The following is a 26270-nucleotide window of genomic DNA, read 5'->3' on the forward strand; positions in this document are numbered from 1 at the left end:
ATAAAATATATTAACTATTTAATTACTTGTTTTTATCACTATTAGTAGTATTAGTTTCAGTGGTTGTACTTGTGTTTGTTTCAGTGTTATTGTTAGCGTTTGTGTTAGTTTCAGTGCTTGTATTTGAGTTAGCATCGGCGTTTGAATTAGTTTCAGTGTTATTGTCTTTAGTTTCAGTATTACTATCTACTTTATATGTTTTTGCTAATTCATCAAATTTATCTTTAACCGCTTTTAGTAATTTTTCAACTTCACTAAAATCTTGTTTTACCTTATCTAATTTTTCTTTAGAAAATTCTGCTTTTTCTAGTTTTTCAACTACTTGTTTGTTTTGTTGTAATTTATCATTGTAATCTTTTAATGTTGCTTTTACTTGTTCAAGTTCTTTTTTTACAGTAGCATCATCTTTATTTTGATCATTTACATGTTTTTTAAACCCTGCAACTTTTGTTTCAAGTTGTTGTAAAGAAGTTTCTACAGTATCAAATTTTTGTTTTGTATCATTAAAGGTTTGTTTTGCTGCAGCTAAATCTTTTTCTTTATCTGCAGATTTTTCTAAATCATTAAGTGCTGTAGCTAGTTTTCCAAGTTGTTGTTCAATTGGTTGTAATGAATCTTTTAAAGTTTTTAACTGACCAAGTTCTCCTTCAAAAGATTTATTTAATGACTCTATTTTTTCAACAACTTTTTTCAATGCTTCTAATTCTTTTTCAAGATCTCCTAAGCGTTGACTTACAGTTTGAACTTTTTGTTTAGCATCATCAATTGCTTTTTTAGCTTTGTTTAGTTCATCTTTAGCAAGGTTTGAAGAAGTAACTTTTTTAAGTGCATCTTCAGCTACTTTTAGTTGTTGTGAAACTCCTTTTGAAACTTCTTTTGATGATGTTACTTTTGCTTCTACTTTTTTAACACCCTCATTTATTTCATTTAGTTTTTCTTTAATAGCTTTACCATTCACTAAATTTGTAAGTTGTTGTTCAACTTCTTGTAACTTACTTTTGATTAAATCTAAAGTGCTTTGAACTTCTTTAAATTGATCATCTACAACAAATTTATTAAGTGTAGCCTCAGCTAGTTTTAGTTTAGCCTTTGCTTCATTTAAATTTGAACTAGCTTGATCTGAATTTTGTTTCATATCAGCAAATTGTTTTTTTAATTCAGCTAATTTTTCTTCAGAAAAAGCTGCTTTATCTTTTTCTAGATCATTAAGTACTTTATCAACTGCATCTAAATTTTGTTTAGCTGCATCTGCTTTTTGTTTTACAAAATTAAAATCCTCTTTTAGTTTTGTAAGTTGTTCTTTTGTTTCTTTAGAAACTTCTGATTTTTCTAGTTTTTCAAGTGATTCATTAGCTTTTGTTAATGAATTTGTTACTTCTGTTAAAACTTGTTTTGAATTTTTTGTAGTTTCTTTAGTTTTTTCAACATCACTTTTTAGTTTTTCTAGTTGCTGAGTAGGAGTAAGGTTTTTATCACCCTCTTGAGCACCAGTTTTTTCACATGCAACAACTGGAGCAACTAAAACTGTTGAAAAACTAACTAAAGATAATAATTTTAGTAGACCTTTCATTGTATTCCTTTCTTTTTAGTTTCATAGCTAAAAATCTTTTTTCTTAAATTTCAAAAAAGCTATTAAAAAACTAAAAGCATTTATTATAAGCAAAATAATTAAATACAATCTGGGTTTAGTGTAATTATTAGTAGTGTTTTTACTAATAACATCGTTTTTTAAAAGTTCTAGATCATATTCTAGATAACCTAAAAATAAATTTTTTTGATCTTCTAATTTTATAAATGAATCTGAAGCTGGAGCAAATCAGATATCTTTATAATAAAAACCTAAATTACTAGTATAAAAAGTTCATAGTCCGTTATATAAGTTAAGATATGAAAAATATTTCATTTTAGTTCTAGTTGTAAAGTAAGTAGATCAATCTAATTGATCTTTTAAAACACGAGAAGTAGAAAGGATAGTGTAATTACTAGAATATCTAATAAAATAATTTTCAAGTATTCTTGCTATATACATTAGATTAAAATTTAATTTATTTATTAGATTTTTAGAATTATAAAATTTAAAACCATCACTAGTATCAGCTAGTAATTCATATTCATAAATATTTTTAAGATCAGTTTTACTTAGCTGATATATCTGATTTAAATTATTCTTTTTTATTAAATAATTACTATTTTTTAAATCATCTAAAAACAAGAAATCATATAGTAAATCATACTTACTAGTCTGTAAATCGTTTTTAAAATAATTATTAATTTCTTTTGAAAAATTTTTAAAATCTAATAAGATATTTTTTTTATCTAAATTAGTTGTATTGATTATTAATTCATCTAATTGTTCATTTGAAATAAACGTATTATTTAAAGTTAGTGTTAAATCAAATAAATCATTTCTAGTTCAACTACTTGGAACTTTGTTGTTTCTTGAGGGCTTTGAAAACAACTTTAGATCATTTTCATTAATAATAACTTTTTGTTTATTGATTAAACCTAGTTCATCTCACATTTTTATTCTTAAATCAATGTTTTTTTTATTACTAAATTGATCTTTTAAAAATTTATTATCTATAAAATATTTGTAAATATATTTAGATAAATAAGGATATTTAATTTTGTTTTCTAAAATGTTTTTATTTAATGTGTATGTATCATAAACATCATTTAATTTAAAGATTTCTAAATTTTTATCTTTAGTTAAAAACTCAATATTATAACTTTTTTCATTAGCTTTAACAAATGACATTGGTATATTTGCTACAAAACATAAACTGACAAGCAAAGTACAAATTATAGTTGTAGTTTGTAAAGAGAAAAGAAACATTAACATACTTATAAAATTAATTAGACAAAATGAGGCAAACAAATTATACAAAAGATATACTAATGTCATTTTTAAAATAAAACTATCATATTTAAAACTATTAAAAATACTATAAGCTAAATTGATAAAAACAAAACTTAGTAAAATGTTTATTACAATAATTAAATTCATTAAAAAGTATTGTGAAATAAAAAACTTTGATCTACTAACTTGGTTTGTTAAAACAATATAAGTTGTTTTATCTTCTAGATTTTTATTAAAGAAAAATTGAATCATTTTTAAAATAAGGACAAATAATAAACAGCAAGTAAAAAATAGGATGTAAAAATTAAAGATAATAACTTGTTTATTGCCTTGTTTAACAAAACCTAGTAGAACTCCTATTAAAATGGAAACTAAAATATTACAAAAGTTTAAAACATAAAACAAACGTTCTTTTAATAGATTTTTAGAACAAAATTTAATCAGTTTACTAAAAGGTATTTTTTTATATTTAATAAGATTAAAAGAATCTTCAGGTTTTTTAGACTTTTTAAAAGATTTAGACATATTTTAGATCTTTAACTATTTAGTTAGTTTTTCTAAGAACATTAACTCACGTAGTTTGTTTTGTTCTTCTTTGATTTCTTGTTTTAATCTTTCTAGTTCTAAAATACTTTCTCTTTCTTTTAATTTATTATCAAAACTATTTAGTTTTTCATTAAGCATTTTTTCAAAATATAATTCTTTTTTAAACTGTTCTAATTCTTGTTTTTGAGTTAAAATATCAGATTTTAATCTATTTAATTCTTGATTTTCTAATGAATTATTAGTTATAGAGTTGTGATTGATTTGTGATTTTAACATCTCTAATTGAGATTTTAATTCTAAATACTCATCACTTAAATCAGAATTTTTAAAAGAATTAGAGTGATTATTTAGTTTAGAAGGATTGTTCATATTTTTTAATTGTTTAAAAAGTGTTTGCTGAATTTTATTAGACTGTTTATTAATAAAATCTTTGAGATCTAAAACGTTATTTATATTTTGACTATCTGAATTAATAAAAGTATCATTTTGTTCTTTTAATTCATCTATTTTTTCTAAAAAATCATTTTTGATTTCTAAAACACTACTTATTTGTGTTTTTAAATCATCTAAAATGTTTTCATAGTTATCTAAATTGTTTTGATTAACTTGTTGTTTTAAGTTCTTTATTTCATCAAACATATTTAAAAATGTTTTTTGTAATAAATCGTTAAATAAATTATTTACAGGGAGATTATTATTATTATTATTATTTATTATTTCAACTTCATTATTTGAAGTTGTATCAGGACAATTGGTTATATTAGAAATATCATTTGTAGTTTTATTAAAACTAAATTGATTGTTATATTCTAAATTCTTTTGTAAAGAATTCATTGAGTTTTTTTGATATTTTGGAATATGTTTAGTGATTTTATCTTCTAAAGCTTTTTTAATCATATCAATATCAATTGATAAAGTATCTAAGCTTTTTACATAAAGATTATGTTTTTTTAAAACATCTAAAGCATCACTAATACTTTGATATTCTTTTAAACCAATTACTAAAGAATTATTATTAGTATCTAGATTAAAAGTTAAAATATCGTTTTGATTTAAAATTTTTTCTACTTGTTCTAGTAAGATATTATATTCGAATGTAATCTTTGTTTTTTTATACAAATTAAGTTCTTGTTTAGAACCAGAAAATAGTAATTTACCTTTTTCTAAAATAATAAAGTTTTGTATAATATCATAAACTTCATCTATATTATGAACTGTTAGAATAATAGTACTATTAGAGTTTTTCTTAAATTCATCTAGAATTGTATAAATCTGTTTTCTTCAATAAGAATCCAGATTAGCTCCAGGTTCATCGCATACTAAGATTTTAGGTTCTTTTATAAAACATAAAATTAAGTTAATACGGTTTTTCATTCCTCAAGAAAAACTTTTTAAAGGTTTATCTTTAGCTTCTCATAAATCGAACTTTTTTAATCAATATTCTAGTTTTTGTTTAACTAGTTTATTTTCTAAACCCATGACATAGCACATATTGTATAAAAAATCATAAGCTGAGATTGAGTACAAAGAAAAGTCCATTTGTGAATAAAATCCAATATCAGAATTGTTTTGAATTGAATCGTTATTTTTTCTTTCTTTTTGGTTAATAAAAATGCTTCCTTGATAATTAATGCTTGTTCTTAGTAAAGAGTTAATAAACACACTTTTTCCAGAACCACTACTTCCTAATAAAGCAGTAATTTTTCCTTTTTCAATATTAAATGAAAAAGGTCCAATTTCTATATCTTTAAATTTTTTATAAAAATTATCTACTACAACTAAGTATTTCTCATTTGATAAATCAACTTGTAGTTTTTTTGAAACATTTCCTACCATATCTTCCTTTGTACTATATATGCAGATTTGAAACCCAACTAGATTACAATTATTTAGTTTATGTTTTGTATTTTTTAGTTGTCTCAAATCTTATTTTTATTTTTACAAAAAAAAAATTAAAAAACAACCCTAAAATATCTCCCACAACCATTTTATAATGTTGATAAGTATAATAAAAAGCCTTTATAAAAGGCTTTTTTTATAAGGAGGTTTTGTTTTATTTTTTTTTTTTTTTTAAATTAAAAATAAAAAAGGCATACTTATGTATGCCTTATCTATATTACATTTGCTTTTTTTTCTTTTTTACACTTCTATAAATAATAAATCCAGAAGAAGCTAATAAAGCTACTGAAAGTAGAGATAAACCTACATAAACCCCTGTTTTAGATTCAATGTGAACTTCAACTTGATTCTTATAAGTTGAATCACCGTTTTTTGCTTTTAAAACAATCTTGTTATCTTTTCTTTCAATCATTAACTTAGAACTATCTAAATTAGCTTTAGGATTAGCTTTATCTAGTGCAGCTATAATTGTTTCATCTTTATTATCTGCTAAGCTTTTTAATTTTGTAACTTTTACTATTTTAGATAAATCATTATTTACATCAAAAACTACAGTAAATGATTTGCTGTTACCACCATTACTTTTTTCTTTTAAAGTAACTATTGCGCTATCATTTGATACACCATTAGTTGTTGTTCCATTATTTGCCCCATTATTATTTGCTTTAACTTCTACATCAACTTTATCTTTAACCTCTTTTGTTAAATTTTGTTTAGTGAAAGCTTTTTTTATTGTTTCATTATCGTTCTTGCTAACAAAACCCAATTCTCTTGTTTTAATTAATTTTTCTAAAACAATTTTTTCTTCACTTTGTTTTTTATCACTCATTGCACTTTTTTGTCCACATGCAACAACTACAGCACCAGTTGTAGCTACTAAACCAACTGAACCTAATATTGTTAATAACTTCTTCATTTCTATCCTTTCATAGGCTAATAGAATAATAATATCGTCAAAAATTATTATATACCATCTATTAAAAACAACCATAAATAAAAACAACAAAAAAATAGTATTTTATATTTAAAATACTATTACAAAATCTTTAAGTTGTTAAAACAATCTAAAAATACTATATTAAAACAACAAAATTTTATATTAACTTACTTATTTTATTTATTACTTCTAAATAATTATCTTCACTAAACAATAAAGAACCTACAACTATAAAATCTAATTGTTTATCAATTAGTCTTTTAATATTGTTTCATCTAACTCCACCATCTATTTGAAACTTTAAATTAGGATATTTAGTTTTTAGTTCTTTAATTTGTTCTAACTTAGTTCAAGTACTTTTATCAAACTCTTGTCCAGTAAACCCTGGTTTAATAGACATAAAAGTAACTAGATCTATTTGATCTAATAACTCTTTAATTTCATCAATTTGATTATTAAGATCTAAAACTAATCCTACTTTTAAATTATGTTTTTTAATTTCATCAACTAATAGTTTAAGTTCATCTAAACTATTAGTTGCATTTATATGAAAACTTAAATAATCGGTATTTTTAAATAAATTGATTTTATCTAATAAATCAATTCCCATAATATGAACTTCAATAATCAAACTAGGAAATTGTAACTTAATTTCATCAAGTAATTTATTTGACAAAGCATAGTTTTTAACAAAAACCCCATCCATTACATCAAAATGAATTTGATCAATTCCAGCACTAATTAAGTTATTAATTTCAGTTTTTAAATCAATCAAATTAGCACAATAAATTGATGGTGTAATTTTCATTAACTTAAAAACTCTTCTATTTTTTGTTTTGCTTGTTGTTGATCTAATAGATTTTCTAAAACTATTTTGCGTTCAAAGTTAATACTGTTTTGTAGATCTATTCCACATACTACAGCTAATATAGATTCATCATTTGGATCAAATGAATTTAAATTAGTATGAGTTACTATTATTGGTAAATCTAATTGTTCAACTACATTTTTTAAATTCATTTCAATTAGTAATGATGAACCTAAACCTTGACCACAAACTGCAACTATTTTATTTTGTTTTTTAAGATCATATTTACTTGTTAAAATAGCTTTTTTATTTTCAACAACTTCTGCTTTAGTTTTATTATCATTGTTTTTAACTACTTTTTTTCTAGTTAAAAAACTATATAGTGGTAAAATAGCTCAACTAATTATACTAATTATTGGTAAAACTCAAATAGCTGTTTTACTTCCAATTGCTTTTAGTAAAACTCCAATAGGAAGACCTAATAAAAAGTCACCATCTCCTCAAGCAATATGTTGTTTAGAATCAGCTATGTTTGGAATTAATTGTAAACCAATAAATAAGAATGGAACAAATGAAATAATTAATCCATTTACAAATGATCCAATAATAGCTCCTTTAATTCCACCTGTTGAATTACCAAATACTCCACAAGTAGCTCCAACAAAAAAGTGTGGAACAATACTTGGAATAATAATAATTCAAATATTAACATTAATTCCTTTAATACTTACAATTAAAATAGTAATCCCCATTGCAATTATTCCACCAATAAATGATGAAATAAATCCAATTAAAACTGCATTTGGTGCATAAGGAAAGACAATCGGACAATCTAAAGCAGGTTTTGCATCAGGAACTACTTTTTGAGAAATTCCTTGAAATGATGGAATAATTTCAGCAATAAACATTCTTACTCCAATTAAAACAATTTCAACTCCAGCTGCAAAAGTTAGAGATTGTAATAACCCTTGAACAAACACATCTTTTCCATTTTCAATAATGTTGTGTTCAACCATTTTTTGATAACCATGCACTCCAAAAGTTGTAAAGTAAACTATTAAGTAAAGTAATAACATAGTAATACCAATAGCAACATTAGTATTTCTTAAAAATGCTAAACCTTTAGGAAACTTAACATCTTCAGTAGAACGTGAAGGTTTTTTACTAATTTTTGCTAACCCAGAACCAATAACAGCAGATAATCAATAACCTAAAGAACCAGTGTGACCTAGTGCTAAGTTGTTATTATTTGTAATTTTAACAACGTGCTTATTTAATAAAGCTGGAGTTAAAACCATATAAATAGAAACTAATAAAGCTCCTGAAATAACAACAGTTGTTAAGTTCTTAGCTTGATCTAAATTAAGTCCAGCAACGTGCATTACACTTGCAAACATTGTTGAAAAGTAAAATAACACATGTCCTGTTAAATAAATATATTTAAATCTACTAATTCTAGCTAAAACTATATTTAAAAACATAGCACAAATCATAATTAATGATCCAGCTAAAACTATTTTTGAAATACTTAAAAATAAACCTGGTAGAACATCGTTATTTGCAATAGCTCCGTTTCTTTGAAATAAAAGGTCAAATGCAAAACCTAGTTTTTGAATAGAGCCAGCAATAATACCAGCCCCACCCCCAATAATTAAAAACCCAATTGCTGTTTTAATTGTTGAAGTTAAACTTTCAGTAAATTTCTTTTTTTGTAATAAAGAACCTATAAAAGCAAACAGTGCTACTAATATAGCTGGAGTTCCAATAAATTCAGTAAAGAAATTTAAAATGTATTTTCCAAACTCCATTTTAATCCTTTCTACTTATCATATTTTTGTAAAACTAATAATAAGTCTTGTGTGTTTTGTACTTTTTCTAATTCATCTAAAAACTCTTTGTTGTTAAATAAAGTTGCAAATTTTTGTAAAAGATCAATGTGTGAATGATCATCTTTTGCAAATAAAGATAAACAATATTTAACGTGATATCTTTTTTCTTCTTTAAAAGCTATTGGATGTTTAAAAACAGTTAAACTAATAGCATTATTTTTATCTTTTCATTTATCTTTTGGTGTTAAGTGAAGTAAGGCTATTTGTGAAGCTATGATATAGTATGGTCCTATTTGATTTGTAAGCTCTATGATTTCTTTTGAAAAATCATTATCTACATAATCATTTTTTACTAATAAATCATTAGCAACATATATAGCTTGTTGTCAAGAATCTATTTTTGTATCTATATAAGTTACAAGTTCTTTTTTAAATAGCATAATACCTTTCTATTTTAATAACACACTTTAATTTTATAATTTCTAAATATGAATAAAGAATTAAAAAATGAAACAAGGTAGATTAGAGATTAAATTTATAGTGTTTGAATTTTAAAAATAGTTATTTTGAAACAAAAAAGAAGAATGAAAAATTCTTCTTTTGTTGGTTTTAATTTATTGTGTTGTGGTCTTCCATATATAGGTTATCTATATTTGATGAAGAAGATGAAGTGCGCCCAGGACTTGAATTGCTTGGACTAGTTCCTTGACCACTTTTGGGAGTTTCTGAATGTTTTTCAGATGCGTTTCCAGATTCTGTTGGTTATTCTGAATTAGTTGTAGTTTCTGATGAATTAGCAGTTCCGGCTGATCCACCATTTGGTTTAGATTCTCTTGAATTACTCTCTGATTCTTCAGATTGTTTAGTTTGTTCATCTGTTGGCTTTGATGGCTCGGTTTTATCACTAGTTTTTGACTTTTCCGATTCCTTATCTTTTTCTTTTGAATGTTCATTTGAATTTTTAGAATCTTTTGGATGTTCTGAACTTGTGTTGTTATTTGAAATAGCAGATAATTTATCATGTGCATGCAATTGCAACTGATGCTGTTGAACATACTATGCTAATTGATCCTAATAAAGTTAATAATTTTATCATTAAAATTACCTCCTTAAATAACTAGTTTAATTAGATAATATCTGACTTATATAGCATAAAAGCATTTATATATAAAATATATATAAATGCAGTATTGTTTTTTTAATATAAAAATATGATATATTTAAAAATTTAATTTAACAAACTTTTTTATATAATAAAATTTCTTAAAATTAATAAGATTTTGGTTTTTTATAAAAAAAATAGACTATTAAAAGTCTATTATCTATTACATTTTTTAGTTTATTTATTAAATTATATTTATAATACGCTTTCTTAATACTATTTTTCTTTTTTATCTGGTTGAGCTTCTTTTTCTTTTTTATCTGGTTGAGCTTCTTTTTCTTTTTTATCTGGTTGAGCTTCTTTTCTTTTTTATCTGGTTGAGCTTCTTTTCTTTTTTATCTGGTTGAGCTTCTTTTTCTTTTTTATCTGGTTGAGCTTCTTTTTCTTTTTTTATCTGGTTGAGCTTCTTTTTCTTTTTTATCTGGTTGAGCTTCTTTTTCTTTTTTATCTGGTTGAGCTTCTTTTTCTTTTTTATCTGGTTGAGCTTCTTTTTCTTTTTTATCTGGTTGAGCTTCTTTTTCTTTTTTATCTGGTTGAGCACCTGTTAATTTAGCTAATTCCATTTCAAGTTCTTGTAAATTTTTGCTTGCTTTTAATGCATCGTTTTCAGTTTTATCAATTTCTTTTGCTGTTTGTTGAGATACATTACCCTTATTTGTTGGATCTTCTTGTTTACCTTTTTCTATAGCTTTTTGTATTTTTCATTAGCTTCTCTTAATTGTCTTTTAGCCTCACTAATTTTTTCTTCTAATTCACCTATTTGTTTTTTCTTAACTTCTTCAACAGATCCACCTGCACCAGGGTCATCTCCTAACATTTCACCACCATTTTCGGGGCTTTCTCCTGATTTTTGAGCACTAGTTTCTCCATTTCTTCTTACAAGTGAACTAAGAGCTCTAGTTTCACAAGCAACTGCAACAGCTGCTGATGAACCAACAATTGCAACCGATCCTAATAATGTTAATAATTTTTTCATTCTTTTCTCCTATAAAATAAACTTGCTAATTATCTGATTTATATTGTATGAATTATTATAAATAATAAATAAAATGTGTCAATATGTAATTTTAAAAAAGAAAAAGTGGTATAATGATTTCCTTTAAAAATTTACTTATAAATATTAATACATTCAAATATATTTAGTCAATAGCAAAAATAAAAAAAAAAAAAAAACAATCATAAAATATGCAAAAAATCTTATTACTGATATAGAACACCTATATTAGTAATAAGATTTACTAAATAAATTTATTAATAATTAAATTATATTTACCTAAAAGTTTTATATAAATAGTTTAACTATATAAATAAACAAATATTAACTATATAACTAAACTAATATCAAATAAATAACTAAACAAATATCTTTTATATAACTAAACTACTTAACTAATCTATTTAACTAAACTATAGTAAATGGACCAGTTCACTTGTAATGATTAGTTCAAAAGTTGTTTATTTTAAAAACAGGAATGTATGTTCATCTAATAGATAAAGCATAAACTCTAGCTGCTTTAAAATCATATTCATACATTTCTAATGAGCTTGAAACTAACTTACTTACTTCAGTATTATAATAAAGTTCTATTTTATTTTTAATAGCTATAGAAATATAGTAGTTAATAAATAAACAAATAATAAATGAAAAACTTAAATAATTAAATATCATATACTTTCATAGTTTATATAAAAAACTATTATTCATATTATTTTGATTACTAGTTAAATTATTAACTTCAAAAATATCTGTAATTGCATTATAAATAAATAAAAAGAAATTGCCACACATACTTAAACTTAAAAGTATTACTAGTAAAGTAGGAATAGTTAAAATAGTTATTCTATATGTTCTTATTAAATTATCTTTTTGTACTTGTTTTGCTGAAATTCATAACCTTGAAATTAAATAATCTAATTCATAACCAACTGATTCAAATATATATTTACTAATCATGATTTGTTTTTTGTTTTTATTAATGTTTTTATAAACTTTAATCATATTATCAGTATCAGTATAAATGATTTGATAATCATTTAAATTAAACATTACTTGAAACTGTCTAATTACTTTATTAATATCAGTTGAATTAATTACTAGATTACTAGAGTTTATAAAAGGTACTTGGTGATTTAAATAACTTCTAGTAGTTAATAAATAAATTAGTAGTATTAAAAATATAAACAAACAATTAACTATTAGAAGTACAAAGTTAATTACACTAAAACTCATAAAACCACCTAACTTATTGTTTTTTAAATAAACTTAATAATATTTTATTAGTATTATTAGTTAATTAGCTAATAAATGTAAATAAAAAAGTTGTATTTCTACAACTCTGCATTGTGATATACATCCTGTACATCTTCTAGTTCATCTAGTTTGTCTAATAAAGTTTGTAATTGTAATTTAGTTTGTTCGTCATTTATTTGGATTGTTTTATCAATTGGAACAGCTCTAGTTTCAGAAATTAAATATTCAGTAATATTTAATTTATCTAGTGCTTGTTTTACACTATTATAAGCTTTAAAAGGAGCATAAACTATAATAGTGTCTTGTTCACTAACTAAATCATTAATTTCAACTTCATCTAACATTAAAGCTTCTAAAACTTCATCTTCTTTTTTATTTTTAAAAGCAAAAATAGCTACATCTTCAAATAAAAAGCTAACTTTTCCATCAGGATTACCTTTGTTTTTATTAAAAGTTTCTCTAATCATAGCAGCTGCTCTATTAACATTACTTGTTAAAGTATCAACAAGTATAGCAACATTTCCAGGACCAATTCCTTCATATCGATTAGATACATAGTTTTCAGCATCTCCACCAGCAGCTCTTTTAATTGCTCTTTCAATTACATCTCTTGGTATTTGGTTTGCTTTAGCTTTATCTATTGCTGATCTTAAAGATAAATTAGAGTTTGGATCAACTCCACCTTGCTTTGCAGCCATATAAATTTCTTTTGCAGCTCTTCCATTAGCTGCAGACTTTTTAGCAGCGGTTTTTGCCATTGAAGCTGCTCTTACTTCATGTGCTCTTCCCATAATTTACTCCTAATTTTTTTTCATAGAGTTTAGTTTGTTCATAATTAATTCTATTTGAGTTTTAACATCTAATTCAGCATCAACTACAAAAAATGGAAAATCATAAACATTTTTGTTATAAAACTCTTCGTAATTTTTATTTAAAATTTCTCAATATTCATCACCAATTAACAACTCTTCAGGTCTTCCTCTTTTTTTAATTCTACTAATAGCTGTTTTTGTTGATACTTTTAAATAAATAACAATATCAAAACTTAATTTATTTTCTGGAATTTTTAAGTTTTCTAAAACTACGTTATTATAAAAATCTATATAAGTATTATAGTCAGTTTGATCAACGTTTTTAAGATCATAATTAACTTTCATAAAAATAGGATCTTCTAATAAAGTTCTATCAAAAATAATATTTTCTAAGTTTTTTGCTTGTTTTAGTTGTTTAGATCTAGCTGTTAGCATGTAAATTTGCATTTTAAAAACAGTCTTTTTTAAATCTTTATAGTATTGTTCAAAATAAGGGTTTTCTTCAACAGGTTCTTTAAAAATTTCATAACCTAATCTTTTACTAATTTCATTAGAAATTGTTGATTTTCCTGCTCCAACAGTACCAAAAATTGCAATTTTCATTTTGCTCCTTTATTTGTTTTTTGTTTTTAAAGAATTATAAATTCCATAAAGCTTTTTAATTTCATGAGTTTTTAGTTCACGATATTGACCTGGTTTTAAATCAGCAATTTCTAAAAATTCGATTTTAGTTCTTTTAAGTTTTAAAAGTTGAGCTTGGATTGATTCAAACATTTTTTTAACGTGATGTTTTTTACCTTCATTAATTGTTAGTTCTACAATTGAAACATTTTTTAATTTGTCATATTTAACTAATTTAGCATCATAAGCTTTAGTTAAATAATTATCATCAATATATACACCTTTAATTAGTTCATTAATTTGTTGTTTTGTAACTTGGTTTTGACACAATCCTTGGTATGTTTTTAAAAACTCATATTTTGGATGCATAATAAAGTTTGATAACTCTCCATCATTTGTCATAATTAATAAACCACTAACATCATAATCTAATCTTCCAACTGGATAAACTCTATGATCTAGATCTTTAAAATAATCAGCTACAGTTTTTCTTTTTTTAGGATCATGCATAGTAGTTAGAACTAATCTTGGTTTATAAAATAAATAATAATATTTTTGATTATTTGAATCAGATACAACTAGTTTATTATCTATTTTAATTTCAGCTTTTACATCAATTTTAACTCCTAAAGTATTGATGATTTGACCATTAACTTTAACTCTATTTTCTAAAATTAGTTTTTCAGCATATCTTCTAGAACAATACCCGCGAGAACTAATTATTTTTTGTAACCTTTCTAAGCTCATTTTTTCTCCTTAAAAAAACCAATAACAAAAGCTATTGGATGTATTTTTTATAATATCAAATAAAACTAATAAACTAGTTATTTTCACTATCTAAATTAAAATCATCAACATTACCATATAGATCAGTTGATTGTTGTTCTTGTTCTTGTTTTTGTTCAGCGTTATTTTGGATTGCTAATTGAATGTCTTGTTCACTAATTACTGGTAGTTCTTCAAGTCCACCTTTAATGTTAAACACTTTAAAAAAGTTATCAGTAATTCCATACAAATTACTTCTATTATTTTCAACATCTTTTCCAACAACTCTAATTAGTTTTTTTTCTCTTAGTTTATAAAGTTGATAAGTAGAATCAACGTTTCTTATTTCATCAATACTTTGTTTTGTAATTGGTTGTTTATAAGCAATAATAGAAAGTACTTCAATAGTAGAATGAGATAGTTTTTTGTTTTCATTATATTCTTCTAATTTAGCAAAATATTCATGTAACTCTGGTTTTGTTTGTAATCTAAAGTTATTTTTTTTATAAGTTTGAATACAAAAAGCACAAGATTCATCTGCTAAATATTTTTTATTTAATTCAATAATGATTTCTTTTATTTCAGTTGGTTTTAAGTTATCTAAAACTGTTTGAATATCTAATAATGAAACACCATCATCACCATATATAAACAATAACCCTTCAATAATAGCACTATATTGTTGATTCATTTGCAATCACCTCTAGTTGTTGAGTAATTAAATTTTCATTTTCAATTACTTCTTTTCTTAAAGATATAAAAATATGATCATCACGAGTATCAATTACTAAAATTTGATATCTTACTAGATCTAGAACTGCTAAAAAGATAATAATAAAGTTCTTTAAGTTAAATTCTAAAATTTCTAGTAATTCTTCTAATCTTCACTCTTTTAGTTTTTGTGAAGTTATTTTATTAACTATATCTAAAATCACTTCGTGAACTGTTAGACTAGGTGTAGTTAAAGTTTGATAAATTTCAGTTTCTAAATCAAAATCAGCTTGATATTTAAAAGCATTTGAATTAGTAATTACGTTATAAAAAATTTCTGTTAGTTTATCTAAATCTAAATCATTTAAATCAATTAAAGGATCAGGATTTTCAAAAACTAAATCTTTTTTAAAGTTTTGTTTTGATCTTTTTTTTGAAAAAGTTTGTAAGTAAAGTTCTTGAGAGTTAAAAAGTCTATCTGATATTTCTTTAATTTGATTATATTGACTAATTTGATAAACTAAATCATCATAATCTACTACTTCTTCTTGATTAGTTTGTTCATCTTTAAATAATAAATATCTAGATTTTAATTCAATTAATTGTGAAGCTATAATTAAATACTCACTAGCAATTTCTATATCTAATTGTTGGTTTTGTTTAATGTATGCTAGATATTGATCAACAATTTCTAATAAACTTAGTTCAATAATATCTAGTTTCTTTTCTTTAATCATTAATCACAATAACTCAATTGGTCCTGAAAATTGGTCAATGGTTAATTCTTGTCAGTGTTTCATTTTGTCTTTCTATAAATTAGTTGAATTGATTTCAAGTAATTTATTAATCTCATCATTTGTCTTAAAATCTAAAGTAATTTGAATAAAAATCCTACAAATAATTATAAATAATGACTCTAGTTCAAATACTAAATTTACTAAATAATCTGAATTATCTAAATTAGTTTTTACTCTTGATAAATAATTAAACAACCAAGAGTGTTTTAAAGTACTAAAAAACTGTTCACTTCTACTTTGAGTACCTCTAGTTTTATAAAAAGCATAACTTAAGTTAGTAAAATCATTAACAAAATTGAAGTCTTTATAATACTCTTGATTTGGTTTTAATTTATATTTTTCATTTAAATTATTAGTAATTTTAATTAGTTTATTAAAAATACTAAACATATATAAAAACATAATAGTTAAACTATGAAGTTCAGCATTTTCTAATAAGTAATTTTGTTTAATATCATCATAAAAGAAATTATCTAAACTTTGTTTTATATAAAATAATAAAACTGGATTTAACTTATTAAATATATCAAAATTAAAAAAAGCTTTTCTTGTAAATAAAATAGATAATAAAGTTTTTAATAAATATATTAAGTAGTTAAATTGATCATTTTGATTAACTATGTGATTTTTTAAGTTCTTTTTTAATAACAAATCATCAATTACATTTGTTAAATATATACAAATATCAAATAGTTGATCTTGACTAAGATCTTTATTTCTACTCATTTTAATTAGTTCATTTAATTTAGTAGTAATTAATTCATATTCAGTCATAATGTTCTTTTCTATTGATTATTCTCTAATTAATCTAGTAATCATTTTTTGTTGGATATCTTTTTTAGCTAAACTGGTCATTTTTATTTTAATTTCTTTTAGATCTAAATATTCAGCAAGAATATAATTTGCTGTTCATATAAATGTTGTTAGATAAATTCCTAATAAAGTAAAAATTAATATACAACAAATATAATAAACATCAGTAATTTTTTTTAAAAATAAGTTGTTTTTATTTAAATCAGTATTATTAATTACTTGTAATACTGATTTAAAAATACTAAACACTCCAATATTATTAACTTTACAAATACTAATTACTAGATATCAAATTGATAAAGTTAAAAATACAACTGTTAAAAAAGTAGATAGAACTGGTGTTTTTGTAGATCTATAGTCTCACATTAACCCAATTCCAAATCATAAATAAAACATCACAAAGAAAAATAAACCAAATAATCACATCATTATAGTTAATAAATAAATATTATGTATAAAAGTAATTAAAATTACTCCAAACATAGTTAAACTTGTAAGAATAGAAACTGATTTTATAATTCCAATTGATTTAATAATTAGTTTATAAAATAAATAACCTAATAACATTTGTCCTAATAAAAAACTAATTCTAAAAGACTGTAAGTAATTTCAAATATTTGTAGTTTGATATAATTGTTGTTTTAATTTACTTACTAAAAATAGTTCAAAAATATCTGATCTAATAATTACATTTACACTTGTAATTAAAAAACTCATAACAATTAAACCAATTAAAACTTTATAATCATATCTTTGCAATTGTTCAACAATATCTTCTTTATATTTAATTACTTTAATTTTTCTTTCTTTTACAAATATAGAAACTACTAAACAAATAACTAAACAAATTAAACTTAAAACAAAAACAACTCAATTTGTAAAACTATTATTATTGACTAGATTTAAATTTAATAAACTATAAAGTTCATAGCTTATAAAACTTGCAAAACTTACAACAAACCCAGCTTTTATACTACTAAAAACTGGAAATAATCTTTCATTAAACTGTTCATTAAAAAATAAAAAGTAAATGATTTGACATGAAATTCCAACTGCTAAAAATAAAGATATAAAAATAATACTTGTTATATTTATATAACTTAAATAAGCAATCATAATACTAATAAACAAACTAAATAAACTAATTCAAATTCAAATTCTTCTACTTTGTAGTTTTAAAGTTAGTCATAAAGCTAAAGGATTTAAAATAGTTGTATATAAAAAATAACTACTTAAAAAAAGTAAAACTGTAAGAATTGAGTTTGGGATTGTTTTTAATGTTGGTGAATCAATACTATTTGTAATTATTTGAATTAAAAAATTAACTACAATTCAAAAACTACTAATTTCAAGATAAAATAATCCTTTTTGTTTTGAAATACTATTTTTATAAAATAAATAAATAGCAACAATTAATCAAATGATTATTAATAAAGGATTTATTATATATAGATCTCATTTAATCAAATTATTCACCACTTCTCTAATTACTATTTATATTATAAATAAAAGCATATGCATAAAATTTAAAATTATCTATAAAACTATGTTTTATCATAATAAACTAAGTTTTATTATCTATAGATAATAAATTAAAGTCAAATTTAAATAATTGTAGTTTAGTTTAAATTAAAGAGTTTAAAATCATAAATTTGTAAAATGTTAAAATTAAAATAATAGCAATATAGTAATGTTTTAAAGTAATTAAGAAAAGAGATTAAAATGAATCAAATTATAAAAGAACCTATATATAATGATGATTTAACTGAATGTTTAGAAATTGGATATGAATGATATGATAATCAAATATCAATCATTCCTTTACCTCATACTATTAAAAAAGTACCAAAGATTTTACCTAACAAAATTACTAGTTTAGAAAATGCTTTTATTTATAATCAAAATGAAAAGATTGAAGGAATTGAGTATTGAGATACATCAAATATTACTAATATGTATTCTATGTTTTATGAAGCTAATAATTTTAATCAGGACATTAGTATGTGAAATGTAGAAAATGTAACTGATATGAGTTATATGTTTTGTTGAGCTTATAAGTTTAATCAAAATATTTCTAGTTGAAATACAAGTAATGTTGAATATATAAATGATATGTTTTATTGTGCTAATAGTTTTAATCAAGACATTTCAAATTGAAATGTAAGTAAAGTTAAAAAAGAATATCAAAACATTGGAAATGGAAGTTTTGATTGAAAAGAAGAATTTAAACCTAAGTTTAATAAATAAAAAGGATTGTTTTATAGTTTAACAATCCTTTTTTAATATTAAATTTTATGATTTATTAGTTTTTGTTTCTATACTAAAATTTGGAACAGGATTTATTTTGTCTTTAATAAAAATAGATAGCTTATTTATTTTGTTTTTACATCACTAACACCTATAATTTCTCCTATTATCATCAAATATAACTTTGTTTTAATGTGTGATGATTCAACTGGTATTTCAAATGTTATGAACCTTTCTATTTATAAATAAAAATTATCATTATACCAACACTTTTACCAACACTTACACAATATGTGTTTATAAATACCAGCATTTACAATAAACTATTAAAATTTTTTACAACAAATTTATCAATTAAAATAAATTAAAAAAACTTGAATATTATCCCCCGAACCCCATATTCCGGACTAAAAATCCAGGAAGTGGGGTTTTTATATGGCTAAATGAAGCTTAGAAAAAAAATTAAAAATTGTCAAAGAAGCTAAAAGACTTAATGTTAAAAATAGCACCTATTTGGCAGACAGGCATAATGTCTCGGCTAATACTTTAAAGGGTTGAATTTACAAATATGAAATGTTTGGAATAGAAGCGCTTACCCACAAGAAAACAAAACCTCATTATAGTTTGGAAGCAAAACAAGAAATAGTATTATATAAACTTAAAACTAAAGAATCATACAGGGAAGTTGCAAAAAAATTTAATATTATACATTCATCAACTATAGCTGGTTGAGTTAAAAAGTATAAAGAAAATGGAATTTTAGGGTTAAATAATAATATAGGAAGACCTAAAAAAATTATGAAAAACTCTAAGAAAAAACCAGTTAAAAAAAGAAAACAAAAATAACAACTAATAATGAAGATAGAATAGAACAATTAGAAGAAGAAGTTGAATACTACAAATTAGAGGTTGAATTCTGAAAAAAGTTAAACACCTTGTTGACAGAAGAAGAATCAACAAGGAAAAAACAAAAGTAATTTTAGAAATGCTAAAAACTCACAAAAAAGCTAAAGTTTCTATTCTTTTAAAAATAGCAAAATTACCTAAATCCTCTTTTATGAATGAAAAAGAAATTAGAAAATTCAATAGATAAGGATATGGAATTAAAAAATATAATTGTTGATATATTCAACAAATCATTTGAAAGATATGGCTATAGACGGCTAAAAATGACCTTAAAATCAATGGGATATATTGTGAATCACAAAAAAATTTTAAGGCTAACTAAAGAACTTGGTATTCAGTGTGTCAAATTTAGAACAAAGAACAGAAGATATAGTTCTTATAAAGGAACTGTTGGGAAAATCGCAGACAATGTTTTAAAAGAAATTTTTCTTCAACAGAAGCAAACAGAGTTTGATGTACTGATGTAACAGAGTTTAAAGTTAATGGTCAAAAACTATATCTGTCACCAATTATTGATCTTTATAACAGTGAAATTATTTCATATTCAATTCAATCTAGACCTAACTTAAACCTAACTAATTCAATGCTAAAAAAAGCGCTTAAGAAGGTTAAAAATACAAATGGTTTAGTAATTCATTCTGACCAAGGATTTCATTATCAGCACATGAGTTGAGTAAGTACGCTAGAAGAAAATAACATAATACAAAGTATGTCTAGAAAAGGTAATTGCTTAGATAATGCTATTATAGAAAATTTTTTTGGTTTATTAAAACAAGAAATTTATTATGGTGAGAAATACAATTCAATAGAAGATTTAACTAAAGCAATACATAAATATATTTATTGGTTCAACAATATAAGAATAAAAGAAAAATTAAAAGGATTGTCTCCTGTACAATTCAGAAAACAATCCTGTTATAATATTGAAAATTTTTAGTCCGTGTTTAAGGTAGCGGGGGGATTAATTCAAGTTTTTCTTTGTTTTATTGTCTCTAATTATTTGTTATAAAATTATCAATTATTTGATTTAGTTGTTCAGATTGATCTTTATAAACCATATGAGAAGCATTATTAATAACTTTTATTTTTACATTTTTAATAGTTTTATTAAAAAATTCTAAAGAAGTATTACAATCTATAATTCGATCATTTTTAGCTAAAACTACTAAAGTTGGAATATTAATTGATTGATATGCTTTTGTTATTTTATTATGTAAGTTACTATCAGTTAAACTTTTTGCTAAATTAACTATATATTGATTAGTATAATAATTTAAATTAAATTTTAATCTAGCATTATTTATTCAATTTTGATTTGTTAATAAATGATCATAATTATAGTAAATATATGGAACAAATTTAGTTAAATAATCATCAAATGAATTAATAAACACATAATCATTTTTCCAAAATTCTAAATCTAATTGAGTTTGATTAATAGGAGTAATTAAAATTAGTTTTTTAAATAACAAAGGGTTTTTTAAATAAGCTAAACTAACTACACCAGCTCCAAGTGATTTACCAATTAAAATCACATTTTTTAAATTATTTTTATTAATAAATTCAATTAATAAATCAGCAAATTGTTCAACACTAACTTGATGGTTTTTAATAGGTTTTATTAAATTAGAACCTGGAAATTGTAACGCATAGTAATTTGATTTTGTTCAATAATTACTAAACGCAGATAAAGCAGTTAGTTTTGAATTAAAACCGTGACAAAAAATTATATTTTCTTTGTCATTGTTATTATTTTTAAAAACAAACTCATAATCATAAATAATTGACATAATACTTATTAGTTAACACTTATTTCTACTATTTCAGAAGCTAATGAATGTTTAGATGGTTTAATTCTAACTTGATAAGTTCCTGAACCTAAATTCTTAACTTTATTTGCAGTTATATTAGTTCAATTAGTATTACTATCTTTTAATCTATATTGCATTGTGTAATTTACACCAACTAAAGTTTTATTAATTGATTTAATATTATGATTTGTTGGTATTTGACTTCTAGATATACTAATAGTTTGAATATCAGAACTTAGTTTACTATCTGATCCTTTATATCTTAAATATAATTTTCCAATAGTTGATTTAGGTATTATAGAATTAGCAGGAACATCAGCTCAACTAGCGTTGTTAAAATTGTATTCCAGATGGCTTAAATTATTAGTAATTTTAATAGAATCATCACTTAAAACTTGAATAATAGCATTAGGTTGAGTTTGTCTTTGAATGTTAAATTTAACTGTATTATCACTTGTTAATGTAAATTTATAATCTTTTCTTTTAATTGATTCTAATTCAACTTTAACTTCATTATATGAACTAAAATGATCTAAAGTTAAAATATAAGAATTATTTTCTTGTTTTACCTCTTTAATAAGAGCATTTTTAATATTAAAGTTACCTTTTTTTAGATCATCTACTTTTTGACTTAATTCAATTTTAATAGCATGCTTATCTTGATATTGTTCTACTTTAGTTACTTGAACATTAGTTACATTTTCTTGAGTTTGAGGATTAAAAGTATAAGTAGCTTGCTTGTTTGGTCCAATTACTAAAGTAAATCTTGAAGTTTTGATATATGAATCTAATTTTCTTTTTTCAAAAGCTTTATAAACTGTATTGAAATTATGTTCATTAGTTATTACATCTAATTTTCCAATTTGTTTAGTATCAGGATTTCAATTATTATCAATTAAAGCTAATGCATCTTCTTCAGTTACAACGAAATTTTTAAATTTAAAGTTTCTTAAACGAGTTCCTTTATTTTTAAATTCACGATCAAAAGTATCCTTTTTAACAAAATCATCATTTGTGTTTAAGAAGAAGTTAAAGTTAGTTTGATCTTTTGTTCTATCTGAAGTTGTATCAACGTGATATCATTCATTATCTATTTGAACTAAGTTTCAAGCATGTTTTGAAATAGTTGATTCTCTATCGCTGCTTCCTTCCATAAATCTACATGGGATTCCTAGTTCATCAAGTATTAATTTAAACCCTTTAGCATAACCAGTACATACTGTATATCTTAAAACTAGAGCTGAATAAGCATTTTGATTTTTTAAAATAGGTCCACTTGTTAAATCGTGATCATATTTAACTTCTTTTGTCATTCACTCATAGGCTTTTATAAGTCTTTCTAAAGGAGGTAAATTATTTCATCCTTTTTCTTTAACTAAATCTTTAGCTGCTTGTTTTGCTAATTCTTCATTATTTACCATATCACTAACATGTTCTGAAAATACTCTAACAGTAGTTGAATATAAATAACCTTTATAACTTGCTCATATAACAGCTGACTTTTCATCAGGAGTTCTTCCATCAGATTCTTTAGTATCTTTTCACTCTAAAACACCATTATCTAAAAGATTAAAAGTAGTTCCATTATCGTTTTCATTTACTCCAAATACTTTATCTTCTGGATATCTAGTTCTTTGGTATCACTTAACTTCACTATTATTAATTTCTTTTTGAGTATTTTTATCAAACAGTTTTAATTCAACTCTTTTATTTTGGTGTTTATCTAAAACAATTTCTTTTTTGTTTAGTTCAAATCTAGGATGAGAATAGAAGTTAGCAGCAACATCATTTCTTAACATTAATTCTTTAGCTTTTTGTTCTGATAAATTAATTTTATTAAATGCTTTAAGTGTTTGATTGATATATAAATCATCAATATTTGAATCTGATTTTATATCAATAGTTTCAAAAGTTTCATCACTTTTTATAGCTAGGTCTACTATAGGTTCTTCAATATGTTCTTTAGCAGGTTGTACTACTGGACTTATTGGAGCTATTGATGGACTAACAGTTGTTGCTGGAGATAGTGGAGTTAAAGGAGTTGTATGAGTAGCTGGAGTTAGCGGAGTCCATGGAACACTATTAGTAGCAGTAGTTATTTCTGCTACATTAACTAGTTTTTCTTCTCTTACTTCACGTCTTCTTCTTGGTTTTGATGGTTCAGAAGGTCTATTTACTTTTGCTGGTTTTAAATTAAAAGCAGGAATTAGTTCAGATTCATTTGATTTAGCTTTTTTAGTCTCTGTTGTATTAATCGGTTTTACAGCAGGTTTAATAGTTCTTTCATTATTGCTAGTTGTAGGAGTTGAACTAGTTCTTTCATTAATATTATTTATTGGAGTTAAACTAGTTTTTTCACTAACACTAGTTGTTGGAATTAAAGTAGTTTTTTCACTAGTATTATTTATTGGAGTTAAACTAGTTTTTTCACTAACACTAATTGTTGGAGTTAAAGTAGATCAGTTTATAGAACTTGAGTTAGTTTGATTATCTTTAAGTTCAAATTTAATATTAGTATTTCCAATAAACTCATTTGAGTCTTTAACATTAATAACTGCATTAGAATTATTAATCATTTTTACTTCTAATTGATCTTCATGTAAATTAACTAATTTTTGATCATTTAATTCTAAAAAAGTTTTAATAATAGTTGAAGGATTAGTATCTTTAATATCATATAAATTAGTATTTAAATCTAATTTATTAATATCTGTTTGTTTGTGTAAAATAGTTGTTTTATCATCAGTTGAACAAGAAACAACAACAGCACTTGTTGTTAGGGTAGTTAAAAAAGTTAGAATAGATATTAATTTAGTTTTTCTCATTATTTATTACTATTTTCTATTAATTATTTGTATTAAATTTATCAAATAAACAAAATACCGCAAATATATTATATATCATAAAAAAGTTAAAAATCAAAATGCATATTTTTATATTTTAATTTATCAAATTCTTTAGTATCTTTTTTAAAGATTTGTTTATTATAATTTTGACGTTTTTTAATAGATTCTCACATTGAATTATCTAAATAATTATTTTGTAAAAATAAATAATAAGTAATTGTGTTTTTTGCTCCAATTCGATGATTTCTTTTTAAAGCTTGTTCATGATAACCATAAACTGCTAGTGAAAACAAAATTGTTTTTTCATATTCTTGTCAATTATTTCCAGTTGCTCCTGAAAAATAATTAGAAATAATCACACGTTTTTTACTAGTAGTTTTTTTAGTTTCATCTAAATTCAAATATTCTAAATAATTAGTAATATCTTTTTTATTACCATTTCAAATATCAATTTTATAATCTAGTTTTTTACATATTTTATAAATTTCATCAAACTCAGGATCATAGTTATAAAAAATAATATAGTTATCAATTTTATTAGTTAAAAGTTGTTCTAATTTATTTAATCTAGAATAATCAAATCAATGATAATCTTTACTATTTCCTTGAAAACCAATTGAAATCTGTCTAGTTCTTAATCAAAATGAACCATCATCACTAACTTTTCATTTATCATCAGGATAACTTAAATTTTTATAATATGGATTATTAATAAAATGTAATGAATTTGGTTTGTAATTAGATTTAATATTGTTTTTATTACAAAACATGTACAAATCATACTCACTAACTTTTTTATTTGTAAAAATTTCAAATTCAATACTAATTGGTAGTTTAGTTCCAATATATTGTTGTTTTGGTAAATAAATTGGTGGAATATTTTTAGTAGTTAAAGCAAACTTATTAATTAATTGTTCTAGTTTTTTAATGTTTTTATAACCACTAATTTTATAAACTTTTCTATAAGCATTATTAAATTTAGTTATAATACAAAACTCATTTTCAAAATTATACTTACTCATATTTAAACCTAAGAACTTTAATTGATTAAACATATCAATAGCTCCTGTTGTTTGAGGAGTTCCACTTAATAAATATAAATATGTTTTTAAAGCTTGTTTTTTAACTAAATCAACAAACTTTTTAATATTTATTGAAATTAAAGCTCTTGAGTTTTTAATAGTTTGACTTTCATCAATAATAATTGCTATTTTTTGGTTTTGATGTACTTTTATAAACTCTGTTAAATAATTAAAAAAGTTTTCTTTATTAATGTTTAGTAAAAAAGAATGATAGTTAATAATAATAGCTTCTTTTTGGTTTTTATTAAAACTAGTAGTTTTTAGATCTGTTTTTAAATAGGTTTTAAAGTTTAAGAAATTTTGTAAATAATTTATAAAACTAGCATTTTGTTTTGTTGTTTCTAAAGTTTTACTTCTACTTGCAATAACAATAATTGCATCAACTTGATTAATTTCACAAAAAGCTAAACTTAAAATTGTTTTTCCACTACCCATATCTAAAAACAGCCCAAGTTGATTTCTATTTTTATTATTAATAACTAGTTCTTTTTGTCAGTCAAATAATTGATTAAAAATTTTCATATATCTTTAACCTTATATTATAATTTTGAAAATAAAAAACAAGTA

23 protein-coding genes and 1 pseudogene are annotated in these 26270 nt (G+C 23.0%); 2 read left to right on the plus strand and 22 right to left on the minus strand.

Features of this window, described 5'->3' with window-relative positions; translation table 4 throughout:
- Positions 1-22: 22 nt before the first annotated feature.
- The 19 genes from D500_RS02795 to D500_RS02885 form a co-directional block, all read right to left on the minus strand.
- Positions 23-1570, minus strand: a complete 1548-nt coding sequence (locus D500_RS02795) for a coiled-coil domain-containing protein (protein ID WP_008363814.1) — start codon at positions 1568-1570, stop codon at positions 23-25.
- 27 nt (positions 1571-1597) lie between these two features.
- On the minus strand, positions 1598-2758 hold the full coding sequence (locus tag D500_RS02800) for a hypothetical protein (RefSeq protein ID WP_239759404.1): 1161 nt from the start codon (positions 2756-2758) through the stop codon (positions 1598-1600).
- A 642-nt stretch (positions 2759-3400) separates the two neighbouring features.
- A complete protein-coding gene (locus D500_RS02805; protein WP_008363810.1) occupies positions 3401-5242 on the minus strand; it encodes an ABC transporter ATP-binding protein in 1842 nt (613 codons plus the stop codon).
- Between the two features lie 280 nt (positions 5243-5522).
- Positions 5523-6221 carry a lipoprotein gene (locus tag D500_RS02810; RefSeq protein ID WP_008363809.1) on the minus strand — a complete coding sequence of 233 codons (699 nt, stop codon included), beginning with the start codon at positions 6219-6221 and terminating at the stop codon, positions 5523-5525.
- A gap of 178 nt (positions 6222-6399) precedes the next feature.
- Positions 6400-7050: a ribulose-phosphate 3-epimerase gene (locus tag D500_RS02815; protein WP_008363807.1), complete on the minus strand. Its 651-nt coding sequence runs from the start codon at positions 7048-7050 to the stop codon at positions 6400-6402.
- Entirely contained in the window at positions 7050-8858 is a 1809-nt protein-coding gene (locus D500_RS02820) for a PTS ascorbate-specific subunit IIBC (RefSeq protein ID WP_008363805.1), read from the minus strand. The genes D500_RS02815 and D500_RS02820 overlap by 1 nt, the downstream gene beginning before the upstream one ends.
- Before the next feature lie 11 nt (positions 8859-8869).
- Positions 8870-9319: a PTS sugar transporter subunit IIA gene (locus D500_RS02825; protein WP_008363803.1), complete on the minus strand. Its 450-nt coding sequence runs from the start codon at positions 9317-9319 to the stop codon at positions 8870-8872.
- 322 nt (positions 9320-9641) lie between these two features.
- On the minus strand, positions 9642-9917 hold the full coding sequence (locus D500_RS02830) for a hypothetical protein (protein WP_040538493.1): 276 nt from the start codon (positions 9915-9917) through the stop codon (positions 9642-9644).
- Positions 9895-9975, minus strand: coding sequence for a lipoprotein (locus D500_RS02835; protein ID WP_230197107.1), 81 nt, complete (start codon positions 9973-9975; stop codon positions 9895-9897). Before D500_RS02835 ends, D500_RS02830 begins: the two co-directional genes overlap by 23 nt.
- A gap of 428 nt (positions 9976-10403) precedes the next feature.
- Positions 10404-10604, minus strand: coding sequence for a hypothetical protein (locus tag D500_RS02840; protein ID WP_239759406.1), 201 nt, complete (start codon positions 10602-10604; stop codon positions 10404-10406).
- A 119-nt stretch (positions 10605-10723) separates the two neighbouring features.
- A complete protein-coding gene (locus tag D500_RS02845) occupies positions 10724-11017 on the minus strand; it encodes a lipoprotein (protein ID WP_008363797.1) in 294 nt (97 codons plus the stop codon).
- A 426-nt stretch (positions 11018-11443) separates the two neighbouring features.
- Positions 11444-12271 (minus strand): hypothetical protein, encoded by an 828-nt coding sequence (locus D500_RS02850; RefSeq protein ID WP_008363795.1) that lies wholly within the window; start codon positions 12269-12271, stop codon positions 11444-11446.
- Between the two features lie 98 nt (positions 12272-12369).
- Positions 12370-13083, minus strand: coding sequence for a YebC/PmpR family DNA-binding transcriptional regulator (locus D500_RS02855; protein ID WP_008363793.1), 714 nt, complete (start codon positions 13081-13083; stop codon positions 12370-12372).
- Positions 13084-13092: 9 nt separating this feature from the next.
- Entirely contained in the window at positions 13093-13707 is a 615-nt protein-coding gene (locus D500_RS02860) for a deoxynucleoside kinase (protein ID WP_008363791.1), read from the minus strand.
- Between the two features lie 9 nt (positions 13708-13716).
- The gene (locus D500_RS02865; protein ID WP_008363790.1) at positions 13717-14472 is read right to left on the minus strand and encodes a pseudouridine synthase; all 756 of its coding nucleotides are present in this window, start codon (positions 14470-14472) and stop codon (positions 13717-13719) included.
- 73 nt (positions 14473-14545) lie between these two features.
- On the minus strand, positions 14546-15181 hold the full coding sequence (gene scpB / locus D500_RS02870) for an SMC-Scp complex subunit ScpB (protein WP_008363788.1): 636 nt from the start codon (positions 15179-15181) through the stop codon (positions 14546-14548).
- Positions 15165-16001, minus strand: coding sequence for a segregation/condensation protein A (locus tag D500_RS02875; protein ID WP_008363786.1), 837 nt, complete (start codon positions 15999-16001; stop codon positions 15165-15167). The genes scpB and D500_RS02875 overlap by 17 nt, the downstream gene beginning before the upstream one ends.
- 9 nt (positions 16002-16010) lie before the next feature.
- Positions 16011-16772 carry a hypothetical protein gene (locus D500_RS02880; RefSeq protein ID WP_008363784.1) on the minus strand — a complete coding sequence of 254 codons (762 nt, stop codon included), beginning with the start codon at positions 16770-16772 and terminating at the stop codon, positions 16011-16013.
- Positions 16773-16790: 18 nt separating this feature from the next.
- Positions 16791-18287 (minus strand): MFS cation transporter, encoded by a 1497-nt coding sequence (locus tag D500_RS02885; protein ID WP_008363782.1) that lies wholly within the window; start codon positions 18285-18287, stop codon positions 16791-16793.
- Positions 18288-18533: 246 nt separating this feature from the next.
- On the opposite strand from D500_RS02885, the gene D500_RS02890 reads away from it, so the two are divergent.
- Both D500_RS02890 and D500_RS02895 read left to right on the plus strand, forming a co-directional pair.
- Entirely contained in the window at positions 18534-19058 is a 525-nt protein-coding gene (locus D500_RS02890; RefSeq protein WP_008363780.1) for a BspA family leucine-rich repeat surface protein, read from the plus strand.
- Positions 19059-19493: 435 nt separating this feature from the next.
- Positions 19494-20901, plus strand: a pseudogene (locus tag D500_RS02895) (IS3 family transposase).
- A gap of 55 nt (positions 20902-20956) precedes the next feature.
- Here the strand turns inward: D500_RS02895 and D500_RS02900 are convergent.
- From D500_RS02900 to D500_RS02910, 3 genes are all read right to left on the minus strand, one after another.
- Entirely contained in the window at positions 20957-21754 is a 798-nt protein-coding gene (locus D500_RS02900) for an alpha/beta fold hydrolase (protein ID WP_008364512.1), read from the minus strand.
- Positions 21755-21762: 8 nt separating this feature from the next.
- A complete protein-coding gene (locus tag D500_RS02905; protein ID WP_008364511.1) occupies positions 21763-24600 on the minus strand; it encodes an MAG6410 family transglutaminase-related lipoprotein in 2838 nt (945 codons plus the stop codon).
- 86 nt (positions 24601-24686) lie between these two features.
- Positions 24687-26225, minus strand: a complete 1539-nt coding sequence (locus tag D500_RS02910) for an SNF2-related protein (RefSeq protein WP_008364510.1) — start codon at positions 26223-26225, stop codon at positions 24687-24689.
- Positions 26226-26270: the final 45 nt, after the last annotated feature.

Origin of the sequence: Mycoplasma feriruminatoris (assembly GCF_000327395.2) — a bacterium.
GTDB classification, from domain to species: domain Bacteria; phylum Bacillota_I; class Bacilli_A; order Mycoplasmatales; family Mycoplasmataceae; genus Mycoplasma; species Mycoplasma feriruminatoris.